This window comes from Pseudomonas anatoliensis, assembly GCF_017976235.1.
In the GTDB taxonomy this organism is placed as follows: Bacteria; Pseudomonadota; Gammaproteobacteria; order Pseudomonadales; family Pseudomonadaceae; genus Aquipseudomonas; species Aquipseudomonas anatoliensis.
In genome coordinates this window covers 1,225,214-1,242,632 of sequence record NZ_JACVHC010000001.1, presented here as the reverse complement: position 1 = coordinate 1,242,632, position 17,419 = coordinate 1,225,214, and the positions used below count along the sequence as shown (strand labels likewise).

General features: G+C 59.4%; 14 protein-coding genes and 1 pseudogene. 10 read left to right on the top strand and 5 right to left on the bottom strand.

Translation table 11 applies throughout. The annotated features are described in order from the left end of the window. Positions 1-12: 12 nt before the first annotated feature. Positions 13-287, top strand: a pseudogene (locus tag ICA16_RS05380) (LysR family transcriptional regulator); the annotation flags it as partial. 293 nt (positions 288-580) lie between these two features. Next, positions 581-1,099 (top strand): GNAT family N-acetyltransferase, encoded by a 519-nt coding sequence (locus tag ICA16_RS05375; protein ID WP_210700144.1) that lies wholly within the window; start codon positions 581-583, stop codon positions 1,097-1,099. Between the two features lies 1 nt (position 1,100). Here ICA16_RS05375 and ICA16_RS05370 read toward each other — a convergent pair whose 3' ends face one another. Continuing rightward, a complete protein-coding gene (locus ICA16_RS05370) occupies positions 1,101-1,793 on the bottom strand; it encodes an aspartate/glutamate racemase family protein (RefSeq protein WP_210700143.1) in 693 nt (230 codons plus the stop codon). A gap of 202 nt (positions 1,794-1,995) precedes the next feature. Between ICA16_RS05370 and ICA16_RS05365 the strand changes: the two genes are divergently transcribed. After that, positions 1,996-2,487 (top strand): hypothetical protein, encoded by a 492-nt coding sequence (locus ICA16_RS05365; protein WP_150615773.1) that lies wholly within the window; start codon positions 1,996-1,998, stop codon positions 2,485-2,487. Between the two features lie 115 nt (positions 2,488-2,602). Here the strand turns inward: ICA16_RS05365 and ICA16_RS05360 are convergent, their stop codons facing one another. Together ICA16_RS05360 and ccoN are read right to left on the bottom strand one after the other, a co-directional pair. Next, complete coding sequence (locus ICA16_RS05360; RefSeq protein ID WP_210700142.1) at positions 2,603-2,824, bottom strand: cbb3-type cytochrome c oxidase subunit 3; 222 nt, start codon at positions 2,822-2,824, stop codon at positions 2,603-2,605. A gap of 15 nt (positions 2,825-2,839) precedes the next feature. Beyond that, on the bottom strand, positions 2,840-4,267 hold the full coding sequence (gene ccoN, locus ICA16_RS05355; protein ID WP_150615771.1) for a cytochrome-c oxidase, cbb3-type subunit I: 1,428 nt from the start codon (positions 4,265-4,267) through the stop codon (positions 2,840-2,842). A 260-nt stretch (positions 4,268-4,527) separates the two neighbouring features. Here ccoN and ICA16_RS05350 point away from each other — a divergent pair, with 260 nt between their 5' ends. The 3 genes from ICA16_RS05350 (at position 4,528) to ICA16_RS05340 (ending at position 7,874) form a co-directional block, all read left to right on the top strand. Further along, entirely contained in the window at positions 4,528-6,201 is a 1,674-nt protein-coding gene (locus tag ICA16_RS05350) for a nitrite/sulfite reductase (protein ID WP_210700141.1), read from the top strand. Beyond that, positions 6,198-6,677 carry a DUF934 domain-containing protein gene (locus tag ICA16_RS05345; protein WP_210700140.1) on the top strand — a complete coding sequence of 160 codons (480 nt, stop codon included), beginning with the start codon at positions 6,198-6,200 and terminating at the stop codon, positions 6,675-6,677. Before ICA16_RS05350 ends, ICA16_RS05345 begins: the two co-directional genes overlap by 4 nt. 222 nt (positions 6,678-6,899) lie before the next feature. After that, positions 6,900-7,874 (top strand): hypothetical protein, encoded by a 975-nt coding sequence (locus tag ICA16_RS05340; RefSeq protein ID WP_210700139.1) that lies wholly within the window; start codon positions 6,900-6,902, stop codon positions 7,872-7,874. Between the two features lie 118 nt (positions 7,875-7,992). Here the strand turns inward: ICA16_RS05340 and ICA16_RS05335 are convergent, their stop codons facing one another. Then, positions 7,993-10,347 (bottom strand): tetratricopeptide repeat protein, encoded by a 2,355-nt coding sequence (locus ICA16_RS05335; RefSeq protein ID WP_210700138.1) that lies wholly within the window; start codon positions 10,345-10,347, stop codon positions 7,993-7,995. 213 nt (positions 10,348-10,560) lie between these two features. On the opposite strand from ICA16_RS05335, the gene ICA16_RS05330 reads away from it, so the two are divergent. Beyond that, positions 10,561-11,238: a DUF3313 domain-containing protein gene (locus ICA16_RS05330; RefSeq protein WP_210700137.1), complete on the top strand. Its 678-nt coding sequence runs from the start codon at positions 10,561-10,563 to the stop codon at positions 11,236-11,238. Between the two features lie 121 nt (positions 11,239-11,359). Here the strand turns inward: ICA16_RS05330 and ICA16_RS05325 are convergent, their stop codons facing one another. Further along, on the bottom strand, positions 11,360-11,785 hold the full coding sequence (locus ICA16_RS05325) for a YciI family protein (protein WP_210700136.1): 426 nt from the start codon (positions 11,783-11,785) through the stop codon (positions 11,360-11,362). A 529-nt stretch (positions 11,786-12,314) separates the two neighbouring features. Between ICA16_RS05325 and tpx the strand changes: the two genes are divergently transcribed. From tpx to ICA16_RS05310, 3 genes are all read left to right on the top strand, one after another. Further along, the gene (gene tpx / locus ICA16_RS05320; protein ID WP_150603175.1) at positions 12,315-12,815 is read left to right on the top strand and encodes a thiol peroxidase; all 501 of its coding nucleotides are present in this window, start codon (positions 12,315-12,317) and stop codon (positions 12,813-12,815) included. Between the two features lie 188 nt (positions 12,816-13,003). Continuing rightward, positions 13,004-14,311 (top strand): MdtA/MuxA family multidrug efflux RND transporter periplasmic adaptor subunit, encoded by a 1,308-nt coding sequence (locus tag ICA16_RS05315; protein WP_210554669.1) that lies wholly within the window; start codon positions 13,004-13,006, stop codon positions 14,309-14,311. After that, positions 14,308-17,409: an MdtB/MuxB family multidrug efflux RND transporter permease subunit gene (locus ICA16_RS05310; protein ID WP_210700135.1), complete on the top strand. Its 3,102-nt coding sequence runs from the start codon at positions 14,308-14,310 to the stop codon at positions 17,407-17,409. The genes ICA16_RS05315 and ICA16_RS05310 overlap by 4 nt, the downstream gene beginning before the upstream one ends. Positions 17,410-17,419: the final 10 nt, after the last annotated feature.

Here is a 17,419-nt window from a genome sequence, read left to right as displayed (position 1 = left end):
AGGGAGTCATCGATGTCATTCACCGAACCCGCAGGACGACAGGGCAGCGCGATTTCCGCTGGGCGCAGGACCACAGCGAACCGTGGCTTGCGCAAGCCGCGAGCATCGATACCGACGTCGCGCAGTACTTTCTGGTCAGCGCCCGCTGCGGTTGCTTCATGCAGGCCGCGCGCAGCCTCAACGTGCGCTCGACCTTGCTGCGCAAACAATTGGCGCAGCTTGAGCAGCAACTCCAGCACACCTTGTTCAGTTTTCAGGGCAGTGCGCTGAGCCTCACCCGTGAAGGCCATGCCTGGCTGGCGGTGAATGCCGACTCGCAAAATGTCAGCGAAGTGCAAACCCTGATCGAACTCATCCACCATACCTTCAGCGAGCGCCAGGAATGGTTCCATATCTGAACCAAACCCCTATCCCCTGTAGGAGCTGCCGAAGGCTGCGATCTTTTGATTTTGCTTCTAAAAAACAAAATCAAAAGATCGCCCGATCGCGGCCCGAGCCTTCGGCAGCTCCTACACATTGTGCGTATTCCATATCGCGGTTTAGAGTGTTTGGCCACACATCGATCCAGGAAGGATCTGCCATGCCTGACCACGACCCCACCATTCACCTCGAGCGCTTCAACGAATCCCACGTCGAGGGCGTCACCGCTCTGTACAACGATGCCGCCGTCGCCCGGCAGGTGTTGCAGATGCCGTTTCAGTCCGCCGAGGTTTGGCGCCAGCGGATACAAGCCGATAACGAGCGGGCGGTGAAACTGGTGGCGCTGCATCAGGGCGTAGTGATCGGTCACTTGGGCCTAGAGCATTTTTCGCGGATTCGCCGCAGCCACGCTGGCAGCTTCGGCATGGGTGTCGCGACGGCTTGGCAGGGCAAGGGAGTCGGTTCGAAATTGTTGGCGGCAGCGCTGGATGTGGCCGACAACTGGATGAATCTGCACCGCGTCGAGCTGTCGGTGTACGCCGACAACGAGGCGGCTATCGGTCTGTACCGCAAGTTCGGTTTCGAGACCGAAGGCCTGTTCCGTGATTACGCGGTACGCGACGGGCAATGGGTCGATACCCTGAGCATGGCCCGCCTGCGCAATCGTCCGAAAACCTGACTCAGTCTCCCAGCGCGAACGCCACCGCCGACTGCGCATGCAGCTCGGTGGTGTCGAGCAAGGGCAGGGCGCTGTGTTCGGGTTTGATCAACATGCCGATTTCCGTGCAGCCCAGAATGATCGCCTGAGCGCCGCGAGCGGTCAGGGATTCAATTACCTGCTGGTAGATCTTGCGCGACGCCTCGCTGATCACGCCGACGCAGAGTTCGTCGTAGATGATCCGGTGCACTTCTTTGCGCTGAGCGTCGTCCGGCACCAATACCGTCAAGCCTTGGGCGATCAAGCGCTGCTTGAGAAAATCCTGCTCCATGGTGAACGCCGTGCCCAACAGCCCGACCGTTCGCGCATCAATCTTCAAAGCCGCTTGCGCCGCTGGTTCGGCAATATGCAAAAACGGAATGCTGATTGCCGCCTGAATCTGGTCGGCCACCTTGTGCATGGTGTTGGTACACAGCACCACACATTCAGCGCCGCCGGCTTCGAGCCTGCGTGCGGCGTCCACCAGAATCGCTGCCGCATCGTCCCAGCGCCCGGCATGCTGGGCCTGTTCGACCGGGCCGAAGTCGACGCTGTACATCAGCATCTGCGCCGACCGCAGCGGGCCGAGCTGATCGCGGACTTGCTGATTGATGAGGCGATAGTATTCGGCGCTGGATTCCCAGCTCATGCCGCCGATCAGGCCGATAGTGCGCATTCGATGTCCCCAGGCAGGTGCCCAGACGAAAGGCCGGGCCGGAGCCGAGTGTCTATTTGTTCTCCTGCGTGCGCCAGCGCAAATTAACTGTACCGATCATCCAGCTGCAAAGTGTCACGGTGGTCGCTTTCGAGGTTAAACGTACGCCAGTGCTTCGATCTGTCACTATCAGGTATCGCAGGCTCCTCAGAGGAATGTACCCATGAACGACGTACAACAACTGGGCGAAATGCTTCGTCACTATGCCGAGAGTGAGGCGCACAAGAAGCAACTGTTCGAAACGCAGTCGCAGGCATGGACGACGCGGATTACCGAACTGTTCGGGCAGATCCAGCAATGGCTTGAACCGGTGCAGGCACCGAATTTGCTGGAGGTCAGCCGTGAGGCGTATGTCGCGTTCGGCCCTAGCACACCGGTCGATACTTCAACCTTCAAGACCGAGAAACTGACCATTGTGATTGCCGGCAAACCGGTGGAGTTTGTACCCGATGTGATGGGTAGCTCGGGGCAGATTTCATTGGCAGTGATGGGTTTGACTGCGGCGCGCTACGGCAGTATTTCGCTGGTGGGCCTGCCGGGCGGGGAGTGGCAGTGGCGCAAGACCAACGGCTTGAAAGACCCCGACACGTTTGCGTTTGATGCGGATTTTCTGGCGTTGCAGTTGCAGAGTCTTATTCCTCGAGACCGCACCTGAGCCCCCAAGAAAACACGCATTCCTCCTGTAGGAGCTGCCGCAGGCTGCGATCTTTTGATCTGTTTTTTAAACGCAAGATCAAAAGATCGCAGCCTGCGGCAGCTCCTACAGGAGGTTACATATCCAGATTGATCCAACCCGGCTTCGCCACCTCCGGCGCCACCGCTTTCACGGCCTTGCCCGTCGCCAGCTCAACCCTGCGCGCCACCTCCGGGTCATCGGCAAACGGCACCATGCTCGCCTCATCCAGACTGTCTGCGGTCTCACGGCGCAAGCAGTACTCCACCGCCAGCCACAGAAACACCACGCCCAACCCATTCAAGAAAAATTCAAACATGACCGGCTCCCTGCCTCAGGCGATCTGCGCTTCACGGTGGGCCAGTGCCACGTCCGCAACCCGCACGGTACGCCAGACGTTGTAAGCCATCAGCAACATCCCGGTCAGGAAAAACACCCCACCAGCAAAGCGCACGATGAACCCCGGATGGCTGGCCTGCAGCGCCTCGACAAACGAATAGGTCAGCGTGCCGTCTTCGTTGATCGCCCGCCACATCAGGCCCTGGGTGATGCCGTTCACCCACATCGAAGCGATATAAAGCACCGTGCCGATGGTCGCCAGCCAGAAGTGCAGGTTGATCAGCGGCGTGCTGTACATCTGCTCGCGGCCAAACACTTTCGGCACCATGTGATACGTCGCGCCAAAGGTGATCATCGCTACCCAGCCGAGTGCGCCGGCGTGCACGTGGCCGATGGTCCAGTCGGTGTAGTGGGAGAGGGCGTTGACGGTTTTGATCGCCATCATCGGCCCTTCAAACGTCGACATCCCGTAGAACGCCAGCGACAGCACCAGAAAGCGCAGGATCGGGTCGGTACGCAACTTATGCCACGCACCGGACAAGGTCATCATCCCGTTGATCATCCCGCCCCAGCTCGGCGCCAGCAGGATCAGCGACATCGCCATGCCCAGCGACTGCGCCCAGTCCGGTAGCGCGGTGTAGTGCAAGTGGTGGGGGCCGGCCCAGATGTACAGGGTGATCAGCGCCCAGAAATGCACGATCGACAACCGGTACGAATACACCGGCCGATTGACCTGCTTCGGCACGAAGTAATACATCATCCCCAAGAAACCCGTGGTCAGGAAGAAACCCACCGCGTTGTGCCCGTACCACCACTGCACCATGGCATCGGTTGCGCCGGAATACACCGGATAGGATTTGAACCAGTCCACCGGAATCGACAGGTGATTGACCACGTGCAGCATGGCGATCACCAGAATGAACGCGCCGAAGAACCAGTTGCCCACATAGATGTGCTTGGTCTTGCGCTGCACGACGGTAGTGAAGAACACCACGGCGTAAGCCACCCAGACCACCGCCATCCACACCGCGCCGGAGAATTCGATCTCGGCGTATTCCTTGGTGGTGGTGTAGCCCAGCGGCAGGGTGATCAGCATGATCACGATCACCGATTGCCAGCCCCAGAATGTGAACGCGGCGAGCTTGTCCGAATACAGCCGCACCTGACAGGTACGTTGCACGGCGTAGTAACTGGCGGCGAATTGCGCGCTGCCGGCGAAACCGAAAATCACCAGGCTGGTGTGCAACGGTCGCAAGCGGCCGAAGGTGGTCCACGGCAGGTCCAGATTCATCTCTGGCCATACCAGTTGCGAGGCGATCCATACCCCCATCGCCATGCCCACGACACCCCAGAAAACAGTCGCGATGACGAATTGGCGGACGACCTTGTAGTTATAAGCCTGTCCGATTGTTGCTGTGCTCATGGTCAGTTCATCCACGGTTGCAAAGTCTTGCCAGGCCACCCGGTCTGGCATGGGTTGCACTGTAGAAACCCCACCGGAAACAAAACAGGCTCAGGAATCTTTCATTTATGCGGATCAGATTGAAGTGCTGCCTGCGGCCATCTGCCACGCCCTGATACGGTTTTTATGCGTTCAGGTGAATCTGTAACGCGCTGCGCCGTTCGGCCATAGTCTGGGAAAATCTGTAGGAATTGTGTGCGTCCTGATGAGGTGGCAGTGGCATGTATCAATACGATGATTACGACCGGGCGCTGGTGTTCGAGCGCGTTGCGCAGTTTCGCGATCAGGTCGAGCGCTTCATGGCCGGGGAATTGAGTGAGGAGGAGTTTCTGCCGCTGCGTCTGCAAAACGGTCTGTACCTGCAAAAGCACGCCTACATGCTGCGTGTGGCGATTCCCTACGGCACGCTCAGCGCCGCGCAAATGCGCACGCTGGCCAGCATCGCGGCTGACTATGATCGTGGTTACGGACACTTCACCACGCGGCAAAACATGCAGTTCAACTGGATCGAACTGGCCGAAGTGCCGGATATTCTCGAACGGCTGGCGCAGGTCAACATGCATGCGATCCAGACCTCCGGCAACTGCGTGCGCAACATCACCACCGAAGCCTTCGCCGGGGTTGCGGCAGATGAGTTGATCGACCCGCGACCACTGGCGGAAATTCTCCGGCAATGGTCGACGATCAACCCGGAATTTCTCTTTCTGCCGCGCAAATTCAAGATCGCCATCTGCTCGGCGAAGCAGGATCGCGCGGCAATCATGATGCACGACATCGGCCTGTATCTTTACCCCGGCCGCGATGGGCAAATGCTCTTGCGAGTGATCGTTGGTGGTGGTCTGGGGCGCACGCCGATCCTCGGGTTACAGATCCGTGACGGCTTGCCGTGGCAGCACTTGCTGTCTTACGTCGAGGCGGTGCTGCGCGTGTACAACCGCCATGGCCGGCGCGATAACAAATACAAGGCGCGGATCAAGATTCTGGTCAAGGCACTGGGCATCGAAGCCTTCGCCAAAGAAGTCGAAGAGGAGTGGCAGCACCTCAAGGACGGCCCGGCGCAGTTGACCGAGGCCGAATATCAGCGGGTCGCCAGTGCCTTCGTGCCTCCGACCTATCGCGAGATGCCCGACACCGATCTGGACTACGGCACGCGGCTGGCCGAAAGCCCGGCGTTTGCCCGCTGGGTCGCGCGCAACGTGCAGCCGCACAAAGTGGCGGGTTACACCAGCGTAGTGCTGTCGACCAAACCCGGTCAGGCCGCGCCGCCGGGAGACGTGACGGAGTTGCAGATGCTGGCGGTCGCCGACTGGTCCGAGCGCTTCGGTTTCGGCGAGATTCGCATTGCCCATGAGCAGAACATCGTCCTGCCCGATGTGCCGAAAGCCGATCTGTATGCGCTGTGGCAACTGGCGTGCGAGCTCAATCTGGGGACGGCCAACGTCGGATTGTTGACCGACATCATTGCCTGCCCGGGCGGGGATTTCTGCGCACTTGCCAACGCCAAATCGATCCCGATCACCCAGGCGATTCAGGCGCGCTTCGACAATCTCGACTACCTGCACGATCTGGGTGATATCAGCCTGAACATCTCCGGCTGCATGAATGCCTGCGGCCATCACCACATCGGCAATATCGGCATCCTCGGCGTCGACAAGAACGGCAGCGAGTGGTACCAGATCACCCTCGGCGGCGCGCAGGGCAAAAACAGCGCGCTGGGCAAGGTCATCGGCCCGTCGTTCAGCGCAGCAGAGGTGCCGCAGGTGATCGAGCGGATCATTGGCACCTTTGTGCGTTATCGCGAGAGTGAGGAATTGTTTGTCGACACTTTGGCGCGGATCGGACTGGAGCCGTTCAAGGAACGTGTGTATCCCAAAGCGCTGGAGGTGTCGGCATGAACAATCTGCTGCGGTTGCAGGAGGGGGTCGCGCAAATAGTCACGGACGATCCGTGGACGCTGGTTCGCGAGCCTGCGTTGGCCAGTGCTTCGGGATTGCTGATTCTGCCTTTGACCCAATGGCTGGAACGGCCCTCGACCCACGCCGTGTGGCTCGGCCCGGATGACGATGCCGAAAGCCTCGTGCCCTGGCTAGCGTCATTGCCACTGATTGCGCTGGATTTCCCGAGTTTCCGTGACGGCCGCGCCTACAGCCAGGCCTATCTGCTGCGCAGTCGTTTCGGCTGGACCGGGGAATTGCGCGCGATTGGCGATGTGCTGCGCGATCAGCTCAGCCATATGCGCCAGTGCGGGTTCGACAGTTTTGCTGTGCGCGAGGACAAATCGGCTGAGGATGCGCTGAAGGGGTTGGCAGGAATGAGCGTGCTGTATGGCCGGTCAGTCATCGAGCCGCGGCCACTGTTTCGTAGACGCTGATGAATCAAAAGATCGCAGCCTGCGGCAGCTCCTACATGGGAATGCAGCTCCTGTAGGAGCTGCCGCAGGCTGCGATCTTTTGATCTTGGCCATACCGGGGAAACCCCTAGAACCCTGACCAATTCGGGATTTTTCCTTGGGTCGATGCTGGCCTTTTGGTAGAGTCGCCGTCGCCAGCGGGTTTTCGGCTGGACGATGGAATCGAAGAAGGGAGTCTGATCAGTGAGTCCGGGCAAGAAAATCCTGGGCCTCACCGCGTTGCTTTTGATGCTGACGCTGTGGGCCAGTTACTTTTATGTATTCAATGAAAACCGCAACGGCCAACTCGGCGGTGTCGGCGAAAGCACCGCGTGGTGTGGCACGCCGCCGTCCACTGAAGCAGCGCTGCTGGGCAAGGATCAACTGACCTTGCGCGTCACCAACAACCTGCGTGGCGAGTTCATGCTCAGCGGTTCACTGGTGGTCTCCGAACGCACGTTCAACCGCTACGACCTGGGCCGCAACGAACTGCGCCTGCGTCTGGAACCGTTGCAGTGGTCCTACGGCGTGACGCCGATCTTCCTCGAACAGGTCAAGTTGCAGCCCCTGAGCCGCAACCTCTCAGCGACTAACAAAAGCGCATTTGCCGAACTTGAACCGCGCCCGATTGGCGTGCAGGGGCAGGTCACCGCGTTTCCGTTCGACACCTACCGTTACGGCTACAAACCGGTGCTGTATTACCTCAAGGGCAGCGAGCGCGTCGACCTGCGCTTCAAGAACATCACCACGCTGATGGAGATGTCCAACACCTTCACGCCGATCCAGAAGTACAACCGCGTCGACTACATCGCCGAGCAAAACTCGATGATCCGCGACGAGGATTACAAGGCCTACGGCCCGCACGAATGCGCGTTCAGCGTTGAGCGCAAGGGCTCGTTCAAAGCCGTGGTGCTGTTGTTTCTGCTGGTGCTGTGTCTGCCGCTGTTGCTGGTGTTCTATCGCGAAGAACCGGGGATCGACTTCCTCGCCACGCTGGTGGGGGTTGCGCTGGTGCGGGTGCTGCTGATCGGGCCGGTGGAGGACTTCCGGTTGTACAACATCGACTTCCTGTTTGGCGCGGCGATTTTGCTGGTGGGCACGGTGTCGTTGTACAAGGCGATGCGGGCTAATACCCGGCGGGAGATAGCGCTGAGGAGTGGGGAAACCTCTTCCTGGTAAATCTGCGTTGAACCTGTAGGAGCTGCCGCAGGCTGCGATCTTTTGATCTTGATCTCTAAAGTCAAAAGATCGCAGCCTGCGGCAGCTCCTACATTGGAGTCATTGCGGCCCGAAGGGGTTATTTCAGGGCCGGATCACCCATGTTCATCTTCTTCCAGCCCTGCAACAGCACCTGCGCCTTCGGCTCCTGCCCACTGTCGAGGTAGTACTGAATCAGTGACAGCCGCGCGTTGCGATTCGTTGGCTGGACCTTGATCAAAACTTCCAATACTTCACACGCCTCATCGACCTTGCCACTTTCGTGCAGTGCCACGGCCAGCACGTAACCGTACTGCGCGTTCTGCGGCTCCAGTTGTGCGGCTTTTTTCAGCGGTGACATGGCTTCGGCGGTCTTGCCGGCGCGGATCAGCGATAGCCCGCGAGTGTGTTGCAATAGAGCAGCGTCCGGATGCGCCTTAAGGCTGTCATCGAGCAACGTCTGCGCTTCCTGACCGCGGCCATTGCCCTCCAGCCATTGGACCAGCGTCACCAGTGCCGGGAAGAAATCCGGATCGCGTTTGAGCGCGCTGCGCAGCAGGGCTTCAACTTCTGAACTGCGGCCACTGGCCTGATACAGCATCGCCAGATTCAAATTGGCTTCGGCACGTTCCAGCAGACTCTTCTGTACGGCTTCGTACTCGGCAATCGCCGCATCCCAATTCCCCTGCGCAGCGCCCAGACCATTGCGCGCAACGCTGAGCAGATCCCGCGCGGCAACGATGCGCACGGCTTTCACCGGATCACCCAACAACGGTGTCAGCAGCGGGGCACGTTCCGGTGGCGGCAGGAACGCGCTGATCGCCCGCACGGCACTTTCGCGAACCTGCGGCGCCAGATTTTTCAGATCCTGCGTTGCCAGCTTCAATGCCTGTTCACTCGGATACAGCGGCAGTTCTGCCAGCAACGTCGCGCGCTGGATCGCCGGCAGGTTGCTGCGCTGCAACTGTTCATACAGTGCGTTGGCGGCGCCGGGCTGGCCATTGCGGATCAGCCACAAGCTTTCGTCGTAACGCGGCGTCTCGGATATGGTCGACGCGCTCCACAGCTTGAACTGCGCGGTGACCTTGTCGCCAGCCTTGCCCTGGTGGCAGGTCAGGCACGCGTCGGGGGTGCCGAGTTTTTGCGCACGCTCAGGGTTGGGAATACTGAAACTGTGGTCATGCCGAAAATCATTGCCCATGTAGAACTTGCCGGGCATGTGGCAATCCACGCATTGCGAGCCAGGCTGGCCCATGGTGTGGCGGGTGTGCTCGATGGAATCGTAGTTCTTCGCTTGCAGGCCCTTGCCGTCAACGCTTTCGATCGAGGTCTTGCCGGCGGTGTTGTGGCATTGCAGGCAGACCGCGTTGCCCGGTGCTTTCAGCTCATTGCTGTGCGGGTTGTGGCAATTGCTACAACGCACACCCTTGTCGAACATTTTGCTTTGCAGGAACGAGCCGTGTTCGAACACTTCATCCTTGATCTTGCCGTCCAGCGCATACAGTTCGCGGGTGAGGGTGCTGGGCAGGTAGTCATCCATCAAGCGTTTACCGACCGTGAAGCCATCGCCCAGCGGCGCGCGTCGCGAATGACAGCGGGCGCAGGTTTCGATCTCGACAGTGGCGTTCTTGTCCTTGAGGTCGACGGCAAACCCTTGATGAATCAGGTCGCCTTTCTTCTGCGTCCATTCAAGGTGGCTGGATGCCGGGCCATGGCAGGCCTGACAACCGACGCCAAGGCTGTTCCATTGACTGTTGAAGGTGTTGCTGGCCGCATCGAAATTACGCTTGAAACCGGTGGTGTGACACTCGACGCACATGAAGTTGGCGTTCTGGCTCGGCTTGCTCCAGTGCAGCGGATTCTTGAAGTTCACGCCTTGGCCGGGGTAGAGGTGGAACCAGCGATTTTTCTCGGTATCCCACGCCACACCCAGCGCCTGCAAACGGCCCTCACCGGCTTCGATCAGGTATTGCTGCAGCGGCGCGATGCCGAAGGTGTAGGCCACCTTGAAATCGGCATTCTTGCCGTCGATACCCGGGGTGTTGACCCAGAATTCATCGCCCTTGCGCGAGAATCGCGTGGTCTCTTTTTCGGCCTTGAAGGTGATGTTGTTGAAATCGCCAAGCATCGTGTCGGCGTTCGCCGGTTGCATCGCCAATTGGTGGTGCGACCCTTGCCAGTCCTTGACTTGCTCGGTGTGGCAGCCTTGGCATTGTTGCTCGTCGACCATCGTCGCCGGTTTCAACGCGACAGATTGGGGCTTTGCTGTAACAGGTGCGGGGGCACTGATCGGCGGCGCTTTGAGCGGCGCGGGTGCCGGGCTGAACAGAAACCAGCCGATGCCCGTCCCGGTTGCCAGCAGCACAGCGATGGTGATCGGGAACAAGAGTTTTGAAGTGGAAGATTGCGACGAATCAGGGTCAGGTTGCACTGCTTTATTTTTATGCTTGGGCATTGCGACTTCCGTAGTCCAGGTGCTTTTGCTGTCTGGCGTGCGTTCAAGCTGGGTGCAGCTTTGCTGTCTGTAGCGAGCCTGTCAAATGACGGCTGTGATCCGCCGCGCAGGCTTGCGTGAATTTTCTGATTTCCAAGCGCAATTGCTGAGGCTTTAGCTATACCTGTACTTCCCCTATATAAAAGTTTTCGGCCGTCTGACAGGAGTTACAGCATGAAGCTAGCAGTAATGATGGGCACGCTGTGCATTGCTACCCTCGGCGTGGTGGGCTGCTCAAGCAAAACCGTCGCTCCCGATGAATATTCGGGGTTTCTCAAGGATTACAGCCAACTTAAAGAGGCCAAGTCGCCGTCCGGTGCCGAGGTGATGCGCTGGATGGACCCGAAACTCGACATCAAGAAATTCACCAGCTTTTACGTCGAACCGAGCCAGCTCTATCCGAAACCGCAAGCGACAGCGAAAGTCCCGCAACAGACGCTCAACGGCATCACCAGCTACTACGATCAAGCGCTCAAGCGTGAACTCGGCAAGTCGTTGCCACTCGCCACCGGTCCTGGACCAGGGGTGTTTGTGGTGCGTCCGGCGATCACTGCAGTCAGCAGCAAGACAGAAGGCCTGAAAGTTTATGAGGTGATTCCGATTGCACTGGTGGCGGCGGCGGTGAGCACTGCCACCGGGATCCGCGATCAGGAAACTACCCTGGCCACTGAAGCGGTGTTCATTGATGGCGGCAACAACAAGGTTGTTGCTCAGGTCGTGCGTAAAGGGACTGGCAAACCGCTGGAGAACGACTCGCAAGTAATGCAGGCCAATGACGTCAAAGCCGTGATCGATGGCTGGGCTTCGGATGTGCATCAGTCGTACCTCAAGCTGAAAGCTGAAGCCAAGTAATCGCGCACCCTGTAGGAGCTGCCGCAGGCTGCGATCTTTTGATCTTGTTTTTAAACAACCAGAGTCAAAAGATCGCAGCCTTCGGCAGCTCCTACAGTAGGTCGCGTTCACGGAGGACTGTTCAGGGCTTTTTCGCTTGCTCGCGAATGCGTTCTTCCTGCTCCCGCAATTCAGGCGTGAATTCTGCGCCGAAATCCTCGGCGGAGAATATCTGCCGAATCTCGATATCAGAGTCGCAGCCCGGCATCGGGTTGGGGCAGCGCTTGACCCATTCGATGGCTTCTTCTTTCGACTTCACGTCCCAGATCCAGTAGCCGGCTACCAGTTCCTTGGTTTCAATGAAGGGCCCGTCGGTCACTGTGCGTTTTTCTCCCGAGAACCGCACGCGGGCGCCTTTGCTGCTCGGGTGCAGGCCGTCGGCTGCGACGAGGATGCCGGCCTTGGTGAGATCTTCGTTGAAATTGCCCATGGCGGTCAGCAGCTCTTCGCTGGGCATGATGCCGGCCTCGGAGTCGGCGCTGGCTTTGACAAGGATCATGAATCGCATGGTGAGTACTCCGTGGAGTGTGGGGGGATTCAGTGATAGTCGAACGGGGTTGGAGCGAATCGACAGATGCATTTACAAAGATGCCAGCCCGAAACTCAAAACTGTAGTGACCCGAGCCCATGTAGGAGCTGCCGAACGCTGCGATCTTTTGACTTTGCTGTTTCAGATCAAAAGATCGCAGCGTTCCGCAGCTCCTACAGGGAGAACGCATTTCAAATGTAGGAGCTGCCGAAGGCTGCGATCTTTTGACTTTGCTGTTTAAAGATCACGAGATCGCAGCGTTGCGCAGCTCCTACAGGGAGAACGCATTTCAAATGTAGGAGCTGCCGAAGGCTGCGATCTTTTGATCTTGCTGTTTAAAGATCACGAGATCGCAGCGTTGCGCAGCTCCTACAGGGGGTGTGAGTTGTATGCAGTTTGCGTTTCAGAACATGACAATTTCAGCGCGGGCATAGGTTGTCGAACAATTTCGTGGTTAACTTCGGCCCCTGCGTGATTTTCTAAAACAACGTTCAGAAGGACTCAAGTCATGGCTCAAGTCACCCTCAAAGGCAACCCGGTTCAAGTCAACGGCCAGTTGCCACAAGCCGGTTCCAAGGCGCCAGCCTTTTCTCTGGTTGCCGGCAATCTGTCCGACGTCACCCTGAAAGACTTCGCCGGCAAGCGCAAAGTGCTGAACATCTTCCCAAGCGTCGACACCCCGACCTGCGCCACCTCCGTGCGCAAGTTCAACGCTCAGGCCAACGACATCAGCAACACCGTGGTGCTGTGCATCTCGGCTGACCTGCCGTTCGCCCAAGCGCGTTTCTGCGGTGCCGAAGGTCTGGAAAACGTCCAGAACCTGTCGACCCTGCGCGGCACCGAGTTCATCGAGAACTACGGTGTGGCCATCGCTGACGGCCCGCTGAAAGGCCTGACCGCTCGTGCCGTGGTTGTACTGGACGAAAACGACAACGTCCTGCACAGCGAACTGGTCAAGGAAATCGCTGAAGAGCCTAATTACGAAGCGGCGCTGGCCGTTCTGAAATAAGCGTTCTGAAACAAACGCTTTACAATTGTTAACGGCCTGGCCCTGTCCAGGCCGTTTTCATTTGTGTATCAGTGTTTTGCCTCACACCTTGAAACGTAAGTTGAAGGTAAATTGCCGGTAAAGCTGCTTTGCTTAATCCCCATCAGTGCTTATCGTTCAGCCTCCCGTAAAAGAAGCCCACGCGCCCAATGGTTAATCACTCCATGCAATCGTCCCCCCGCAACTCCCGTCGCTGGCTGATCAGCCTGCTTGTCTTGTTGGTTATCGCCGTGCTGTGCTGGAAATTCTGGCCCGCCGGCTCAGCCGACAAGGAGGGCGGCGAGAAGGCTGCAGCCGGACATGCCGGGCGTTCCGGGATGATGCGCCCTGGCTTCGGTGGCGGCGCCGGGCCGATTCCTGTGCGCGTGGCGCCGGCGGTCACAGGTGACTTCCCGCTGTATTACAAGGCGCTGGGCACCGTCACCGCGCTCAACACCATCAATGTGCGCAGCCGGGTGGGCGGCGAGCTGGTGAAGATCAATTTCGAAGAGGGCCAGATGGTCAAGGCTGGCGACTTGCTGGCAGAGATCGATCCGCGCCCGTACCAGAACGCCTTGCTTCAGGCTGAAGGCACCTTGCTGCAGAATCAGGCGCAACTGAAAAACGCACAGGTGGATGTCGAGCGTTATCGCGGCCTGTTCAAGGAAGACAGCATCGCCAAACAGACGCTGGACACCGCCGAAGCGCTGGTCGGCCAGTACCTGGGCACGGTCAAGACCAACCAGGCGGCGGTCAACGACGCCAAGCTCAATCTCGAATTCACCAGGATCCGCGCACCAATTGCCGGTCGCGTCGGTCTGCGTCAAGTTGACGTCGGCAACCTCGTTGCGGCCAATGACACCACGTTCCTCGCGGTGATCACTCAGACTCAGCCGATCAGCGTCGCTTTCACCCTCCCGGAAAACAACCTCGAAACCGTGCTCGCCCGCTACCGCAGCGGCGCAAAGTTGCCGGCTGAGGCGTGGGATCGCGGTGATACCAAACTGCAAGCCACCGGCGTGTTGCAAAGCCTCGACAACCAGATCGACGTGGCCACCGGCACCCTGAAGTTCAAGGCCCGCTACGAAAACCGCGATCAGTCGCTGTTCCCCAATCAGTTCGTCAACGTGCATCTGCTGGCCGACACCCTGAAAAACGTCGTGCTGGCACCGTCCGCCGCGATTCAGTTTGGCACCAACGGCACCTTCGTCTACGCACTGGACGGCGACAAGAAAGTCACGATTCGTCAGTTGAAGATCGGCGCCAGTGACGGTGAAAACACCGTGATCACTGAAGGCCTGGCCGCTGGCGACCGCGTAGTGCTGGAAGGCACCGACCGCCTCAAGGAAGGCAGCGAAGTGGAAGTGGTCAACGACAGCAATCAAGTGCCGACCACACCGACCGAACACCTGCAAGGCAAGTCCGCTGCCACCCCGACTGATGCCGCTGTGACCGACAAGGCCAAGAAGGGCGCATGAACATTTCGCGGCTGTTCATTCTTCGTCCGGTAGCCACCACCCTGAGCATGCTGGCCATTGTACTGGCCGGCCTGATCGCTTATCGCCTGCTGCCAGTCTCGGCGCTGCCGCAGGTCGATTACCCGACCATCCGCGTCATGACCCTGTATCCAGGCGCCAGTCCGGACGTGATGACCAGCGCGGTCACCGCGCCGCTTGAGCGTCAATTCGGGCAGATGCCGGGTCTGACGCAAATGGCCTCGACCAGTTCCGGCGGCGCCTCGGTGCTGACCCTGCGTTTCAGCCTCGACATCAACATGGACGTCGCCGAACAACAGGTGCAGGCCGCGATCAACGCTGCGACCAACCTGCTGCCGACCGACTTGCCGGCGCCGCCGGTGTACAACAAGGTCAACCCGGCGGACACCCCGGTGCTGACCCTGGCCATCACCTCGAAAACCATGCTGCTGCCCAAACTCAATGACCTGGTCGATACGCGCATGGCGCAGAAAATCGCCCAGATCAGCGGCGTCGGCATGGTCAGCATCGCTGGCGGCCAGCGTCAGGCCGTGCGGATCAAGGTCAACCCGGAGGCGTTGGCCGCCAATGGCCTGAACCTGTCGGACGTGCGCACCTTGATCGGCGCCTCCAACGTCAACCAGCCGAAAGGTAACTTCGACGGCCCGACCCGGGTGTCGATGCTCGATGCCAATGACCAACTGACGTCGCCCAAGGATTACGCCAACCTGATCCTCGCTTACAAGAACGGCGCGCCGTTGCGGCTCAAGGATGTTGCGGAAATTGTCGACGGCGCCGAGAACGAGCGTCTGGCCGCGTGGGCCAACCTGAATCAGGCAGTGCTGCTGAACATCCAGCGGCAACCGGGCGCCAACGTGATCGAGGTGGTCGACCGGATCAAGGCCTTGCTGCCAAGCATCACCGACAATTTGCCGGCCGGCCTCGAGGTCACTGTTCTGACCGACCGTACCCAGACCATTCGCGCTGCGGTGACGGACGTGCAGCACGAACTGCTGATCGCCGTTGCGCTGGTGGTAATGGTGACGTTCCTGTTCCTGCGCCGTTTCAGCGCGACGATCATTCCTTCGGTGGCCGTGCCGTTGTCGCTGATCGGTACGTTCGGCGTGATGTACCTCGCCGGATTCTCGGTGAATAACCTGACCCTGATGGCGCTGACTATTGCCACCGGTTTCGTGGTCGACGACGCCATCGTGATGCTGGAAAACATCTCGCGTTACATCGAAGAGGGCGACAGCCCGATGCAGGCCGCGCTCAAAGGCGCGAAGCAGATCGGCTTTACCCTGATTTCCCTGACCCTGTCGCTGATCGCAGTATTGATTCCGCTGCTGTTCATGGCCGACGTGGTCGGGCGGCTGTTCCGCGAATTCGCCATCACCCTGGCGGTGGCGATCCTGATTTCCCTCGTGGTCTCGCTGACCCTGACGCCAATGATGTGCGCGCGTCTGCTCAAGCGCGAACCCGAGGAACACGAGCAGGGCCGGTTCTACCGGGCCAGCGGCGCGTGTATTGACTGGATGATCGCCGAGTACGGCCGGATGCTGCGCTGGGTGCTCAAGCATCAGCCTCTGACTTTGCTGGTCGCTATCGGCACTCTGGCGTTGACTGTGTTCCTCTATATGGTCGTGCCGAAGGGCTTCTTCCCGGTGCAGGACACCGGGGTCATTCAGGGTATTTCCGAAGCGCCGCAGTCGATTTCCTTCGCCGCGATGGGCGAGCGTCAGCAGGCATTGGCCAAAGTCATTCTTGAAGACCCGGCGGTGCAGAGCCTGTCGTCCTACATTGGCGTCGATGGCGATAACGCCACGCTCAACAGCGGCCGGTTGTTGATCAATCTCAAGCCACACAGCGAGCGTGATTTAACCGCCACCGAAATCATCGCGCGCCTGCAACCGCAACTCGACAAACTGGTCGGCATTCGTCTGTACATGCAACCGGTGCAGGACCTGACCATCGAAGACCGTGTCAGCCGCACGCAGTACCAGTTCAGCATGTCCTCGCCGGATTCCGAACTGCTCAGCCAATGGAGCGGCCGACTGGTCGAAGCCCTGGCGCAACGTCCGGAGCTGACCGACGTCGCCAGTGACTTGCAGGACAAGGGCTTGCAGGTTTATCTGGTGATCGATCGCGATGCGGCGTCGCGCCTGGGTGTGTCGGTGGCGAACATCACCGATGCGCTGTACGACGCCTTCGGCCAGCGGCAGATCTCGACCATTTACACTCAGGCCAGCCAGTACCGCGTGGTGCTGCAAGCGCAGGCCGGGGAAAGGATCGGCCCGCAGGCGCTGGATCAGATTCACGTCAAGACCACTGACGGCGCGCAGGTGCGCCTGTCGAGTCTGGCCCATGTCGAGGAACGCCAGGCGCAACTGGCGATCACCCATATCGGCCAGTTCCCGGCGGTGATGATGTCGTTCAACCTGGCACCGGGCGTGGCGTTGGGGCATGCGTTGGACGTCATCGAACAAGTGCAGAAAGACATCGGCATGCCGGTCGGCGTGCAGACCCAGTTCCAGGGCGCGGCGGAAGCGTTCCAGGCATCGCTGTCGAGCACCTTGCTGCTGATTCTGGCGGCGGTGGTGACCATGTACATCGTGCTTGGCGTGCTTTACGAGAGCTACATCCACCCGATCACCATTCTCTCGACCCTGCCCTCAGCGGCGGTCGGTGCGTTGCTGGCATTGCTGCTCAGTGGCAACGACCTGGGCATGATCGCGATCATCGGCATCATCCTGCTGATCGGCATCGTCAAGAAGAACGCGATCATGATGATCGACTTCGCCCTCGACGCTGAACGCAATCAGGGCATGGCGCCGCAGGAGGCGATCTATCAAGCGGCGCTGCTGCGTTTCCGACCGATCCTGATGACCACGCTGGCGGCGTTGTTCGGCGCCGTGCCTTTGATGCTCGCCACCGGTTCCGGGGCTGAACTGCGCCAGCCTTTGGGTCTGGTGATGGTGGGTGGCTTGCTGGTAAGTCAGGTGCTGACGCTGTTCACCACACCGGTGATCTACCTGTATTTCGACCGTCTGGGCCGACGCTTTGGCAAAACCAATGCCGACACCGAAGAGGTGGCGGTATGACTGAGCACAA

Bases quoted from the DNA above. Each gene is read 5' to 3' on its own strand.
- ICA16_RS05330 (WP_210700137.1), top strand. From the start codon at position 10,561: ATGAAGCTAGCAGTAATGATGGGCACGCTGTGCATTGCTACCCTCGGC.
- ICA16_RS05350 (WP_210700141.1), top strand. From the start codon at position 4,528: ATGTATCAATACGATGATTACGACCGGGCGCTGGTGTTCGAGCGCGTT.
- ICA16_RS05360 (WP_210700142.1), bottom strand. From the start codon at position 2,824: ATGTTTGAATTTTTCTTGAATGGGTTGGGCGTGGTGTTTCTGTGGCTG.
- ICA16_RS05335 (WP_210700138.1), bottom strand. From the start codon at position 10,347: ATGCCCAAGCATAAAAATAAAGCAGTGCAACCTGACCCTGATTCGTCG.
- tpx (WP_150603175.1), top strand. From the start codon at position 12,315: ATGGCTCAAGTCACCCTCAAAGGCAACCCGGTTCAAGTCAACGGCCAG.
- ICA16_RS05315 (WP_210554669.1), top strand. From the start codon at position 13,004: ATGGTTAATCACTCCATGCAATCGTCCCCCCGCAACTCCCGTCGCTGG.
- ICA16_RS05345 (WP_210700140.1), top strand. From the start codon at position 6,198: ATGAACAATCTGCTGCGGTTGCAGGAGGGGGTCGCGCAAATAGTCACG.
- ICA16_RS05375 (WP_210700144.1), top strand. From the start codon at position 581: ATGCCTGACCACGACCCCACCATTCACCTCGAGCGCTTCAACGAATCC.
- ICA16_RS05325 (WP_210700136.1), bottom strand. From the start codon at position 11,785: ATGCGATTCATGATCCTTGTCAAAGCCAGCGCCGACTCCGAGGCCGGC.
- ccoN (WP_150615771.1), bottom strand. From the start codon at position 4,267: ATGAGCACAGCAACAATCGGACAGGCTTATAACTACAAGGTCGTCCGC.
- ICA16_RS05310 (WP_210700135.1), top strand. From the start codon at position 14,308: ATGAACATTTCGCGGCTGTTCATTCTTCGTCCGGTAGCCACCACCCTG.
- ICA16_RS05365 (WP_150615773.1), top strand. From the start codon at position 1,996: ATGAACGACGTACAACAACTGGGCGAAATGCTTCGTCACTATGCCGAG.
- ICA16_RS05370 (WP_210700143.1), bottom strand. From the start codon at position 1,793: ATGCGCACTATCGGCCTGATCGGCGGCATGAGCTGGGAATCCAGCGCC.